9 protein-coding genes and 1 tRNA gene are annotated in these 13558 nt (G+C 67.7%); 6 read left to right on the top strand and 4 right to left on the bottom strand.

All coding sequences use genetic code 11. The features are described 5' to 3' along the window. The 3 genes from B1400_RS00965 to B1400_RS00955 form a co-directional block, all read left to right on the top strand. Positions 1-3043: beta-ketoacyl synthase N-terminal-like domain-containing protein (locus tag B1400_RS00965; RefSeq protein WP_268802248.1), on the top strand; the 3043-nt coding region annotated here is incomplete at its 5' end. Between the two features lie 44 nt (positions 3044-3087). After that, positions 3088-3540: a holo-ACP synthase gene (locus B1400_RS00960; protein ID WP_095612615.1), complete on the top strand. Its 453-nt coding sequence runs from the start codon at positions 3088-3090 to the stop codon at positions 3538-3540. 175 nt (positions 3541-3715) lie between these two features. Then, positions 3716-3789: transfer RNA gene (locus B1400_RS00955), tRNA-Gly, on the top strand. A gap of 125 nt (positions 3790-3914) precedes the next feature. On the opposite strand, the gene B1400_RS00950 is transcribed toward B1400_RS00955, so the two are convergent. Next, on the bottom strand, positions 3915-4382 hold the full coding sequence (locus tag B1400_RS00950; RefSeq protein ID WP_095612604.1) for a prolyl-tRNA synthetase associated domain-containing protein: 468 nt from the start codon (positions 4380-4382) through the stop codon (positions 3915-3917). Between the two features lie 437 nt (positions 4383-4819). Here B1400_RS00950 and B1400_RS00945 point away from each other — a divergent pair, with 437 nt between their 5' ends. Then, a complete protein-coding gene (locus B1400_RS00945; protein ID WP_095612603.1) occupies positions 4820-5530 on the top strand; it encodes a teichoic acid transporter in 711 nt (236 codons plus the stop codon). A gap of 82 nt (positions 5531-5612) precedes the next feature. Here the strand turns inward: B1400_RS00945 and B1400_RS00940 are convergent, their stop codons facing one another. Next, complete coding sequence (locus B1400_RS00940; RefSeq protein WP_095612602.1) at positions 5613-6584, bottom strand: lactate/malate family dehydrogenase; 972 nt, start codon at positions 6582-6584, stop codon at positions 5613-5615. A gap of 344 nt (positions 6585-6928) precedes the next feature. Here B1400_RS00940 and rpsO point away from each other — a divergent pair, with 344 nt between their 5' ends. Together rpsO and B1400_RS00930 are read left to right on the top strand one after the other, a co-directional pair. Continuing rightward, positions 6929-7198 carry a 30S ribosomal protein S15 gene (gene rpsO / locus B1400_RS00935; RefSeq protein ID WP_095612601.1) on the top strand — a complete coding sequence of 90 codons (270 nt, stop codon included), beginning with the start codon at positions 6929-6931 and terminating at the stop codon, positions 7196-7198. Between the two features lie 341 nt (positions 7199-7539). Next, the gene (locus B1400_RS00930; RefSeq protein WP_095612600.1) at positions 7540-10194 is read left to right on the top strand and encodes a polyribonucleotide nucleotidyltransferase; all 2655 of its coding nucleotides are present in this window, start codon (positions 7540-7542) and stop codon (positions 10192-10194) included. Between the two features lie 102 nt (positions 10195-10296). Here B1400_RS00930 and nrdF read toward each other — a convergent pair whose 3' ends face one another. Continuing rightward, positions 10297-11268, bottom strand: coding sequence for a class 1b ribonucleoside-diphosphate reductase subunit beta (gene nrdF / locus B1400_RS00925; RefSeq protein ID WP_095612599.1), 972 nt, complete (start codon positions 11266-11268; stop codon positions 10297-10299). 91 nt (positions 11269-11359) lie between these two features. Next, positions 11360-13528 (bottom strand): class 1b ribonucleoside-diphosphate reductase subunit alpha, encoded by a 2169-nt coding sequence (nrdE, locus tag B1400_RS00920; RefSeq protein ID WP_095612598.1) that lies wholly within the window; start codon positions 13526-13528, stop codon positions 11360-11362. Positions 13529-13558 lie beyond the last annotated feature (30 nt).

Below are 13558 nucleotides of genomic sequence, written 5' to 3'. Positions count from 1 at the left end.
GGCCGGCGACGCCGTCGCCAAGCAGGCGGCATGGTACGCCGCGCACGTCGAGGACGCCGCGCTCGCCGCACGCTACGGCGAGATCGCACGGCAGGCGGCGGCCGACAAGGCCGACGTCACGCTCGACCACGACGCCCAGGTGGCCGTCGTCACCGGTGTCGCGCCGAACTCGATCGCCGCGCAGGTCGTCAATGGGCTGCTCGAAGGCGGCGCGACCGTCATCGCGACGTCGCACAGCTTCAAGCCGTCGGTCAAGGCGTGGGCGCAGCGCAGCTACCGCGAGCATGCGCGCGGCGACGCGAAACTGTGGCTCGTGCCGGCGAACCTGTCGTCGTACCGGGATGTGGACGCGCTCGTCGACTGGGTCGGCCATGTGCAGAAGAAGACGAACGGCGCGACGACGACGGAGCTCAAGCCGGCCTACGAGCCGGACCTGTTCTTCCCGTTCGCGGCGCCGCCGGTGCATGGCTCGCTCGCCGATTCCGGCGCGTTGTTCGAATCGCAGGCGCGTCTGATGCTGTGGGGCGTCGAACGCGCGATCGCCGGCTTCGCGGCCCTCGGCGCCGACACCGACGTGCGCCACCGGCTGCACGTCGTGCTGCCCGGTTCGCCCAACCGCGGCGTCTTCGGCGGCGACGGCGCGTACGGCGAGGTCAAGTCGGCCTTCGACGCGATCGTCAACCGCGCCCGCAGCGAACGCGCATGGTCGGACCGCGTCACCTTCGCGCATCCGAAGATCGGCTGGGTGCGCGGCACCGGGCTCATGGGAGGCAACGACCCGCTCGTCGCCGTCGTCGAACGCCACGGACTGACGACGTATTCCACCGAACAGATCGCCGCCGAACTGCTCAAGCTGACGACGGCGGAGGCACGGGACAAAGCCGCCGTCGCGCCGCTCGACGTCGACCTGACCGGCGGCCTCGGCGCAGAGCCGATCGACATCAAGGCGCTGCGCGCCGAAGCGCTCGCCGACGCCGCGCTCGACATGGCCGAGGCGGAGGCCGACGCCGCCGACGACGTGCAGGTCAAGGCGCTGCCGAGTCCGCACGTGCCGAAGCAGGCGGCCGTCGACCTCGCCGACTGGGAACGGGTGAGCGCGCGACCCGAGGACGAGATCGTCATCGTCTCGATCGGCGAACTCGGCCCGTGGGGTTCGGGACGCACGCGCGCCGAGGCCGAACTCGGCATCCACGCGGACGGCGACGTCGACCTGTCCGCAGGCGCCGTGCTCGAACTCGCCTGGAACATGGGGCTGCTCAGCTGGGCGGACTCGCCCAAGCCGGGCTGGTACGACGCTGACGGCAACCTCGTGCCGGAATCCGACATCGCCGAACGCTACCACGACGAGGTCGTCGCCAAATCCGGCGTGCGCCCCTTCGCGGCCGGCATGGGCTCCGACTACCGCGACGGCACCGACGAGGAGGAGGCCGAGGTCTACCTCGACCACGACGTCAGCTTCAGCGTGCCGACGCGCGCGATCGCCGACGAATACATCGCGATGGACGCCGGGCACACGTCGATCATGCCCGACGACGAAAGCGGCGAATGGACGGTGACGCGCCACGCCGGATCGATGATCCGCGTGCCGCGGCGCGCGACGATGACGCGCACCGTCGGCGGCCAGTTCCCGGACGGCTTCGACCCGACGAAGTGGGGCATCCCCGCCTCGATGGTCGGCGACGTGGACCCGATCGCGCTGTGGAACATCGTGACGACCGTCGACGCCTACCTGTCCGCCGGCTTCACGCCGACCGAGATCCTGCAAGCCGTGCACCCGTCGATGGTCGCGAGCACGCAGGGCACTGGCTTCGGCGGCATGGCCTCGATGCGCAAGCTGTACCTCGACCGCTTCCTCGGCCACGAGATCCCGACCGACATCCTGCAGGAGGCGCTGCCGAACGTCGTCGCCGCGCACGTCATGCAAAGCTACATCGGCGGCTACGGCAACATGGTGCAGCCGGTGTCCGCATGCGCGACGGCCGCCGTCTCGCTCGAGGAGGGCGCCGACAAGATCGCGCTCGGCAAGGCCGACTTCGTCGTCACCGGCGCGATCGACGACATCGGCGTCGAATCGGTCATCGGATTCGGCAACATGAATGCGACGGCGAACTCGCGCGAGATGCTCGACAAGGGCATCGAGCCGCGGTTCTTCTCGCGGGCGAACGACCGGCGTCGCGGCGGCTTCGTCGAATCGCAGGGCGGCGGCACCGTGCTGCTCACGCGCGGCGACATCGCGCTGCGACTGGGACTGCCGGTCGCCGGCGTCATCGGCTTCGTGCACTCCTACGCCGACGGCGCGCACACGTCGATCCCGGCGCCCGGCCTCGGCGCGCTCGCCGCCGGCATGGGCGGCCGCTCGTCGAAGCTCGTGCGCGACCTCGCGGCGCTCGGCGTCACGCCGGACGACATCGCCGTGGTCTCCAAGCACGACACATCGACGAACGCGAACGATCCGAACGAGTCGGAACTGCACAACACGCTCGCCCACGCGATCGGACGCGCGGAAGGCAACCCGCTGTTCGTCATCTCGCAGAAGTCGCTGACCGGACATGCGAAGGGCGGCGCGTGCGTGTTCCAGATCAACGGCATCACGCAGCTGTTCCGCTCCGGCGTCGTGCCGGCGAACGCGGCGCTCGAATGCGTCGACCCGAAGCTCGCGCGCGACGACTACATGGTGTGGCTGCGCACGCCGCTCGCGATCGGCTCGCGCAGGACCGTGAAGGCGGCGCTCGCGACGTCGCTCGGCTTCGGACACGTCTCCGGATTCGCGGCGATCGTGCATCCGGGCGCTTTCGAGGCGGCCGTCGAGCACGCGCACGGCGCCGAGGCGCTCGCGGCGTGGCGCTCGCGCGCGAACGAACGACTCGCGGCCGGCCGGCGCAGGTTCGAGGAGGGCATGATGGGGCGCGCGGCGCTCTACGAGCCGATCGACGACCGCCGGTTCCACGAGGACGGACGCGGCTACGACGCGCATGAGGTCGAGAAGGCGATGCTGCTCGACCCGGACGCACGCCTCGGCGCCGACGGGTTCTTCGCGGCGTAGCGCGGGTTGCGGCGGATGACGATGATAAGGAGGCCGCGGCGATGATGATGCTGGGCGTCGGACATGATGTGGTGGATGTGCGGGCGTTCGAGGAACAGCTCGCCATCCCCGGATCACGGATGCGCGCGCTGTTCTCGGCGCGTGAACTGCGCCAGGTGCGGATGCGCGCCGAGCGCAAGCATGACGGCGAGGCCGTGCATCTCGCGGGCAGATGGGCCGCCAAGGAATCGGTCGTCAAGGCGTGGTGCGAGGCGCTCGGCGCGGCGGCTCCCCCCTATACGCTCGACGATACGCCGTGGGCGGCCATCGAGGTGCTCAGCGAGGCGAACGGCAGCCCGCGCATCGTGCTCGGCGGCGACGTCGAAAGCCGGTTGCGCATATCGGTCGGTGCGCATGTGCGCGGCGGCATGGAACCGGAGCCGGATCTGCGATGGTTCGTGTCGATCTCGCACGACGGCGGCATCGCGTCGGCCGTCGTCATGCTGTGCGCGCAATAGCGGGGTCGGGTCGTGCGGGACGCGGCCGCATCACGACGGCGGTGGCCCGCAGTCGTGATGCGACCGCGCGCGGCATGCACGTCGGTGTGCCATCGGCGTGATACGGGCGATTTGCGGTTGGCGCGGCGTTGTGTATAATGGCACACGTTGTCCGGAACGGTGTTCCGGGCGGCACGCGGATGTAGCTCAATGGTAGAGCCTCAGTCTTCCAAACTGATTACGCGGGTTCGATTCCCGTCATCCGCTCCAGTGGAAAGGCCGCAGATCCTCACGGGTCTGCGGCCTTTCGCATGTCGTCGGCGGATTGGGACGGAACAGAGCGGGCCCGCGTCCGGGGCCATCGGGTCGGTCGGTGGAATCGGACGGCGACGGCGTCAGAACAGCGTCGGCGTGTGATCGGTCGCGTCGAGAAAACGGATCAGATCGTCGCAGTCGATCGCCATCGTCCTCGTGTTCGTCAACGGATGCACGAGCAGACGGTTGCCGGCGAGCGTGCGGTCGATGAGCACGGTCACCGCCTGATCGGCGTCGTTGATGACGACGAGCGGCGTGACGCCACCCGGTTCGAGACCGAGCACGTCATGCAGCTGTTCGGCGTTCGCGAAACTCAGCCGTCCGCTGTGCACGGTGCTCGCGAGTTCCTTGAGGTCGGCGCGTTTGCCCTCGTCGAGCATGACGAGATAGTAGGCGTCGTGCGTGTCGCGCAGCAGCAGGTTCTTGACGCCGACGCCGTCGATGAGCGTCTTGACGAACTGCGCGGCCTCGACGGTCGTCACAGCTTCATGCTCGACCTCGTCGACATCGATATGCAGTGCGGCCAGCGTGTCATACAACGTGTGCATACCGCGAATGCTACACGGCGCCGGGCGACGAAGCCGGTTGGCGGGTCGAACCGTCGGTGGAGTCGACGGGTCGACCCGCGGACGGTCCGTTTTGCGGGTGGAATCGTCGGCCGGGTCGATGGGATGGGACGCTGCGGGTCGGGGCGTCGGCGAGGTCGATGGATTGGGTCGGGAACAGGCTGGGTTGGGGGAGAGTCCGTCGGCCAGGTCGATGGAGTGGGACGCTGCGGGCCGGGGCGTCAACGGCGTCGATGGAACGGGACGGTAATGGGTCGGTTGGCGGGTCGGGGCGTCGTCGGGGCCGACGGATCGGGACGGAACCGGGGGCACGCCCGTCGCATGCCACGCATACGGCGGTAGGGCGGCGTACGTATGCTGAAACTGGCATGTACAGACGGCGCGCGTCGTGGGCGCGGGCGGGAGACGGGAGGTCACCGATGGCGGACGCCGACGAACGGGAGGTCGCGAGGCTCGACGCCGAGCCGCGCCCCACGCCCACGACACCGCGCAGCGGGCAGGAGATGCAGGAGAACCGCGTCTCGAAGCATCCGCAGGCGACGATTCCCGAATCGGACGTGTCGCTCGCCGACATCGAACGCAGCCAGTCGCATCCGGTGCGCTGGGCGTTCTGCTGCATCCTCGCGCTCGCGGCGCTCGTGTTCCCGTACTGGGCCGGACGCACGTTCGCGGTGCGGCACACGGCGCAGATCGTGCAGCGGTTCGCGAACGTCGACCCGCGCGGCATCGCGCTCGTGGCGTGGGCCGTCACGTTGTTCGCGTTCGTGTCGCTCGCGATGATGATCGTGGAGCGTCGCAAGATCCCGTGGTTCGCGTCCTTCGTCGTGTTCCTGTGCGGCGAACAGTTCATCTCGGGCGTATCGCTGCTCAAATTCGACTTCTGGCATTCGACCTACGTCATGTACGGCGATTCCGCGCGCATCGCGAACGCAGCGAACCTCGGCATCATCGCCGCGTCGATCGCGCTCGCCGTCTTCGCCGTCGTCTGGGTGGGGTTGCTCGTCGCCATCAGGAAGGATTCGCCGCTCAACGTGCTCACCCATGTGTGGACGTCGATGCTGCTGTGGCTCGTCTTCGAGGTGGTCGCGCTGCTCATCGTGATGTTCGGCGGCATGCTGACGATCGTCTGATCGCGCGCTTGCCCCGCGCATATGCGGACGGCGTGCCCTTCGTCGCGGGACGCCGTCCGCATATGCGCAGGGCAAGCGCGCGTCAGCGCAGGCCGACGCGTTCCAGATTCTCCTTGACATGCGCGCAGCTCGCATGGAACTCGGCGAGCTCGGCGTCCGACAGGTCGAAGTGCATGACCTCCTCGACGCCGTCGGCGCCGATGACGCACGGCAGCGACGTGAAGAACCCCTCCTCGCCGTAGTCGCCGGTCATCAGCGTCGAACACGGCGTGATGTAATGCTCGTTCGAGACGACGGCGCGCACGATGCGGCATGCGGCGTCGGCGACGGCGAACTCGGTGCAGTGCTTGCCGGCGTAGGTCACGTAGCCGCCGTGCCGGGCGGCCTCCTCGACCTCGGCCTCGTCGAAACCGAAGCGTTCCGGCTGTTCGCGCTTGAGCTGGGCGAGCGGCTTGCCTCCGAAGTTCACGGCGCTCCATGCGGCGAACATGCTGCTGCCGTGCTCGCCGAGCATATAGGCGCAGATCGAATGCTGGTCGTAGCCGGTCGCGCGCGAGAGCGCGTACTTGAGGCGGCTCGAGTCGAGCGCCGTGCCGGTGCCGATGACATGGCGTGGGTCGATGCCGGAGAGTTTCCAGATCTCGGTGGCGACGACGTCGCAGGGGTTCGCGATGCTCACCCAGACGCCGTCGAATCCGGCGTCGGCGATCGGCTTGATGAACTTCCTCGCCGTGTCGGTCGTGTAGAACAGCTCGCCGTCGCGATCCTCGCTCGCGAGGCTGACCTTGCCGGCGGCGTTGACGATGACGTCGCATTCGGCGAGCCGGCCGTAGTCGTCGCCGCAGTTGACGAGTGCGACGTTGTGCGGGCAGAACGCGAGCGAATCGCCGAGGTCCTGCACCTCCGCCGCGAGCTTGGCGCTGTGGTCCTCGTCGCCGGAGCACTGCTCCGTCATGTACAGCTCGTCGGCGATGCCCTGCAGCACGAGGCTGTTCGCGACGTGCGCGCCCACATGCCCCATGCCGACGATGCCGACCTTCGTGACCGTACCCATATCTGCTTCCTCTCTCTCCTGCTCGCCCGTTCGCGCCGGCCGCGTCGCGGATGCCCTCCGCATGCGCCGCCGGCGGCGTCGCGGACGATGATGTTCGCCGAACATTGTGGGGCGCGACTGTTGCGCCGCCGTTGATCGGAAGGTTCGCTTCCACCTTGGGCGAACAAAAAGGCCACATTGTGGACCGCGGCGCGCATATGTGCGCGGGCCGGGGGTGGCGCGCCGCGTCGTCGCCGCGCCGTCGCGGGGCGTCTGTATAGTGGCCGATTGGCGTGTTTCGCCCGCGGATGGAGAGCGCACCGGCATCGGGCCGGCAGCACCGCGCAGTCTACAAGGAGGATGCCGTGGCACTGACGGCTGAAGAAAAGCAGGACATCATCGCTAAGTACGCTACCCATGAAGGTGACACCGGCTCCCCGGAGGTCCAGGTCGCGCTGCTCACCAAGCGCATCGCCGACCTGACCGAGCACCTCAAGGAGCACAAGCACGATCACCACTCCCGTCGTGGTCTGCTGCTCATGGTCGGTGACCGTCGTCGCCTGCTCGACTATCTCAAGAACGTGGACATCAACCGTTACCGTTCGCTCATCGAGCGCCTGGGTCTGCGCCGATAATCCAAACGTCCGCCCGAGTCCGGCCGAGGCCGGCTCGGGTTTTTTGTATGGAGCGCGCGACGGGAGACGATGCGACGATACGGGCGCGCGGCGGTATGGCCGGCAGCATAGAGGGATGAACAAGGGCCGGCGGTATTACAATGAGACACTGGCGGAGACCGGACCGGGAGAGGTCCGGATCCCGAAAGAGGCCCGGGGTTCGTCAGGCTGATGAACCGCGGGGCGCGTGGGGCGAAACACCCGCGGACAACATAATCAATCACGGTCACGGGCAGTCATCCGTGGCCCGACGAGGATGTTTGCAGAACAGAAGTAACAACAGAACACAAAGGAGGAACCCTATGGAGGGTCCCGAAATCAAGGCGGTCGAAGCCGTCATCGACAACGGTTCGTATGGCAAGCGCACGATGCGCTTCGAGACCGGTCGTCTCGCCCAGCAGGCGGACGGCGCCGTGGCCGCGTATCTGGACGACGATTCGATGGTCCTGTCCACCACCACCGCCGGCAGCACCCCGAAGGAGAACTACGACTTCTTCCCGCTCACCGTTGACGTCGAGGAGAAGATGTACGCCGCCGGCAAGATCCCGGGCTCGTTCTTCCGCCGCGAAGGCCGTCCGAGCTCCGAGGCGATCCTCGCATGCCGCATCATCGACCGGCCGCTGCGCCCGCTCTTCCCGCACACGCTGCGCAACGAGGTGCAGGTCGTCGAGACGATCCTCGCGGTAAACCCGGAGGATTCGTATGACATGATCGCGCTCAACGCCGCATCGGCGTCGACGCTGATCTCCGGTCTGCCGTTCGCCGGCCCGGTCGGCGGTGTGCGCCTCGCGCTCATCGACGGACAGTGGGTCGCGTTCCCGCGCTGGAGCGAACGCGAACGCGCCGTCTTCGAGATCGTCGTCGCCGGACGCGTCGTCGAGAACGGCGACGTCGCGATCGCGATGATCGAGGCGGGCGCCGGCAAGAACGCGTGGAGCCTCATCCACGACGAGGGCCAGATGAAGCCGGACGAGGAGGTCGTGGCCGGCGGCCTCGAAGCCGCCAAGCCGTTCATCAAGGTGCTGTGCGACGCGCAGAACGAGCTCAAGAAGATCGCCGCGAAGGAGACGCGCGACTTCCCGCTCTTCCCGGAGTTCACCGAGGAGATCTACAACCGCGTCGACGAGATCGCGCACGCGGACCTCGACGAGGCGCTGTCGATCGCCGAAAAGCTGCCGCGTCAGGAGCGCATCTCCGAGATCAAGCAGAAGGTCCGCGACACGCTCGCGCTCGAGTTCACCGACATGGACGACGCGGAGAAGGAGAAGGAGCTCGGCAACGCGTTCAAGGAGCTGCAGCGCCAGATCGTGCGCCGCCGCATCCTCACGCAGGACTATCGCATCGACGGCCGAGGCCTGCGCGACATCCGTACGTTGTCCGCCGAAGTGGGCATCGTGCCGCGCGTGCACGGCTCGGCGCTGTTCCAGCGCGGCGAGACGCAGATCCTCGGCGTCACGACGCTCAACATGCTCAAGATGGAGCAGCAGATCGACGCGCTGAGCGGCCCGCAGACGAAGCGCTACATGCACAACTACGAGATGCCGCCGTATTCGACCGGCGAGACCGGCCGCGTCGGCTCGCCGAAGCGCCGCGAGATCGGCCACGGCGCGCTCGCCGAGAAGGCGATCGTGCCGGTGCTGCCGAGCCGTGAGGAGTTCCCGTACGCGATCCGTCAGGTCTCCGAGGCCATCGGCTCGAACGGCTCGACGTCGATGGGCTCGGTGTGCGCGAGCACGCTGTCGCTGCTCGACGCCGGCGTCCCGCTCAAGGCGCCGGTCGCGGGCATCGCGATGGGCCTCGTCTCCGGCGACGTGGACGGCCAGCACGTCTACAAGACGCTCACCGACATCCTCGGCGCCGAGGACGCCTTCGGCGACATGGACTTCAAGGTCGCCGGCACGGCCGACTTCATCACCGCGCTGCAGCTCGACACGAAGCTCGACGGCATCCCGGCCGACGTGCTCGCCGGCGCGCTCAAGCAGGCGCACGAGGCGCGCACGACGATCCTCGAGGTCATCAACGAATGCATCGACGGGCCGGCCGAGATGAGCCCGTTCGCGCCGCGCATCATCACGACGACGGTCCCGGTCGACAAGATCGGCGAGGTCATCGGCCCGAAGGGCAAGATGATCAACCAGATCCAGGAGGACACCGGCGCCGAGATCACGATCGAGGACGACGGCACCGTCTACATCGCCTCCGAAGGCGGCGAGGCCGCGCAGAAGGCGAAGGAGATCATCGACCAGATCGCCAACCCGCATGTGCCGCAGGCCGGCGAGACCTACAACGGCAAGGTCGTCAAGACGACGAGCTTCGGCGCCTTCGTCAACCTGACGCCGGGCACCGACGGCCTGCTGCATATCTCGCAGATCCGCAACCTCGCCGACGGCGAGCGCATCGACTCGGTCGAGGACGTGCTCAAGGAGGGCGACACCGTCGAGGTCGTCGTCCAGGGCGTCGACGACCGCGGCAAGATCTCGCTCGCGATCCCGGGGTATGAGAATCAGGAGAGCAACGCCGGCGCCGGCCGCCGCGACGACCGTCGCCGTGACGACCGTGACGACCGTCCGCGCCGTCCGCGCCGCCGTGACGACGACGATCGCGACGACCGCCCGCGCCGTCGCCGTGACGATCGCGACGACCGCCGTGCCGACCGTGACTACGATGATCGTCCGCGCCGCCGCGACTACGACGACGATGACTATGATGACCGTCCGCGTCGCCGCCGTTCCGACGACCGCGACCGCGACCGTGACTATGATGACCGTCCGCGCCGTGCGCGCCGCCATGACGACGACCGCGACCGCGATGATCGTCCGCGCCGCCGTCGCAACGACGACCGCAACCCGCGCTACGCCGCCGACGAGAACTACGACGAGTACCGTGCGGGGCGCGAGGAGCGTCACGAGCGTCCGCGCCGCCGCGTGCGCCGCGATTTCGATCCCTTCGAGGACTGATCGACGGGGGCCGGCTGAATCCGGCCGCTGAACGATGAGGGCCCCGCCGTCCATCAGGACGGCGGGGCCCTCATCGTTGCCGTTGGCTGCGGAGCCCCGGCATCAGAAATCCCAATCGTCGTCGTCGGTCTGTTCGGCCTTGCCCATCACATAGGAGCTGCCGGAGCCGGAGAAGAAATCATGGTTCTCGTCGGCGTCGGGCGCGAGCGCGGCGAGGATCGCCGGGTTCACATCGCAGATCTCGGCGGGGAACAGCGCCGGGTAGCCGAGGTTCATCAGCGCCTTGTTCGCGTTGTAGTGCAGGAACTTCTCGACGTCGTCCGCCAGCCCGACCCCGTCGTACAGCGAATGCGTGTACGCGACCTCGTTCTCGTAGAGTTCGTCGAGCAGGTCGTAGGTGTAGCGTTCCATCTCGGCGCGCTTCGCGTCGTCGGCCAGTTCGAGGCCCCGCTGGTACTTGTAGCCGATGTAGTAGCCGTGCACGGCCTCGTCGCGGATGATCAGACGGATCACGTCGGCCGTGTTCGTCAGCTTCGCGTGCGCCGAGAAGTACATCGGCAGATAGAATCCCGAATAGAACAGGAACGATTCGAGCAGCGTCGAGGCGACCTTGCGCTTGAGCGGGTCGTCGCCCTCGTAGTAGTCGAGCACGATCTGCGCCTTGCGCTGCAGATGCGGGTTCTGCTCGCTCCATGAGAAGGCCTCGTCGATCTGCGCCGTCGAGCACAGCGTCGAGAAGATCGACGAGTAGCTTTTCGCATGCACGCTCTCCATGAACGCGATGTTCGTGTACACGGCCTCCTCGTGCGGCGTGAGCGCGTCCGGGATCAGGCTGACGGCGCCGACGGTGCCCTGGATCGTGTCGAGCAGCGTCAGCCCGGTGAAGACGCGCATCGTCAGTGTGCGCTCGGCGTCGCTCATCATGCGCCAATCGGGGATGTCGTTCGAGACCGGCACCTTCTCCGGCAGCCAGAAGTTGCCGGTGAGGCGGTCCCAGACCTCGAGGTCCTTGTCGTCCTCGAGGCGGTTCCAGTTGATCGCGGTGACGCGGTCGATGAGTGCGGTATGTGCCATGGATGCTCCTTCGGCGGGATCGGATGGTTTTTGGTGGGGAAAAACGGTTGGGTCGGTTGCATCGGCCGGATCGGCCGGCTGCGGCGAGCGCTCACAACGTGCAGCTGACGCAGCCGTCGACGGCGGTGCCTTCGAGCGCGCGCTGGCGGATGCGGATGTAGTAGAGCGTCTTGATGCCTTTGCGCCACGCGTAGATCTGCGCCTGGTTGAGCTCGCGCGTCGTCGCCGTGTCCGGGAAGAACAGTGTCAGCGACAGTCCTTGGTCGACGTGCCGCGTCGCCTCGGCGTAGGTGTCGACGATCGCCTTCCAGCCGATCTCGTAGGCGTCGGCGTACAGGTCGAGGTTGTCGTCCGTCATGTACGGGGCCGGATAGTACATGCGGCCGGTCTTGCCCTCCTTGCGGATCTCGATCTTCGCGGCGATCGGGTGGATCGAGCTCGTGGCGTGGTTGATGTACGAGATCGATCCGGTCGGCGGCACCGCCTGCAGATACTGGTTGTAGATGCCGTCGCGCATGATCGCGCGCTGCAGCGCACGCCAGTCGTCGGCGGTCGGGACCTCCACGCCGCAGCCGGCGAACAGCTCGGCCACATGTTCGGTGCGCGGACGGATGTCGATCGACCCGTCGAGATACTTGTCGAAATGGTTGCCGGCGCCGGCCGGCTTCGCGTAGGCGGAGTCCTCGAAGCCGGCGAATGCGCGGCCGCGTTCGACGGCGAGCTCGTGCGAGGCCACGTAGGCGTGGTAGGCGACCGTCATGAAGTACAGGTTCGTGAAGTCGAGCGCCTCCGGCGAGCCGTAGCGGATGCCTTCGCGCGCGAGGAAGCCGTGCAGGTTCATCTGACCCAGTCCGATCGCGTGGCCTTCGTCGTTCGCGCGGCGGATCGACGGCACCGCATCGATGCGCGTGTGCTCGGCGACGGCGGTGAGCGCGCGGATCGCCGTGCGCACCGGATGCGCGAGCCCGGCGTCCATCGCGTGAGCGATGTTGAGCGAGCCAAGGTTGCAGCTGACGTCGCGTCCGACGTGGTCGTAGGTGAGGTCCTCGCGGTAGGTGCTCGGCTCCTGCACCTGCAGGATCTCCGAGCACAGGTTGCTCATCGTGATATGGCCGGCGATCGGGTTCGCGCGGTTCGCCGTGTCCTCGAACAGGATGTACGGGTAGCCGGATTCGAACTGGATCTGCGCGAGCGTCGTGAAGAACCCGCGCGCGTCGATCTCGGTGCGCCGGATCCTCGGGTTCGCGAGCAGCTCGTCGTAGTGCGCGCTGATGCCGAGGTCGGCGAACGGCACGCCGTATTCGCGTTCCACGTCGTAGGGGCTGAACAGCGCCATCGGCTCGCGCCGCTTCGCCAGTTCGAAGGTGATGTCCGGGATGACGACGCCGAGCGCGAGCGACTTGATGCGGATCTTCTCGTCGGCGTTCTCGCGCTTCGTATCGAGGAACTTCATGATGTCCGGATGGTGGGCGTGCAGATAGACGGCGCCGGCGCCCTGTCTGGCGCCGAGCTGGTTCGCGTAGCTGAACGAGTCCTCGAGCAGCTTCATGACCGGCACGACGCCGCTCGACTGATGCTCGATGTGCTTGATCGGCGCACCCGCCTCGCGCAGGTTGCTCAGCAGCAGCGCGACGCCGCCGCCGCGCTTGCTCAGCTGCAGCGCCGCGTTGATGCCGCGCGAGATCGATTCCATGTTGTCTTCGATGCGCACGAGGAAGCAGCTGACCGGCTCGCCGCGCTGCGCCTTGCCGAGGTTGAGGAAGGTCGGCGTCGCCGGCTGGAAGCGGCCGGAGACGATTTCGTCGAGGACGTCGCGCGCCGCGTCCTCGTCGCCGTCGGCGAGCGCGAGCGCGACGGCGGCGGCGCGCTGCGGGAAGTCCTCGAGGTACTCCTCGCCGTCGAAGCTCTTCAGCGCATACGAACGGTAGAACTTGAACGCGCCGAGGAAGGTCTCGAAACGGTGGCCGGCGTCCGCGGCGCGCATGTGGATCTCGTCGAGGAAGGCCGGCGTGTAGGCGGCGAAGACGGCCGCGTCGTAGTAGTCGTGGGCGATCAGATGGTCGAGGCGCTCGGCGGTGCTCGCGAAGCGGCGCGTGCGCGGGCGCACATGGCCGGCGAGGAAGGCGTCGACGGCCTCATGGTCCTTGTCGAACTGGATATGGCCGTCCTCGTCGTAGAGGTTGAGCATCGCGTTGAGCGCGTGGGGGTCGGCCGTGGGGTCGACGGCGGGGGAGTGGGTGGTCTGTGTGGTCTGGGTCATCGGTGGTCCTGAAAACGGTTGGTCGGCAAT

It is taken from the genome of Bifidobacterium italicum (assembly GCF_002286915.1).
GTDB lineage: Bacteria > Actinomycetota > Actinomycetes > Actinomycetales > Bifidobacteriaceae > Bifidobacterium > Bifidobacterium italicum.
Note: the sequence above shows the minus strand (reverse complement) of the source record. Positions and strands in the feature narration are given on the sequence as shown.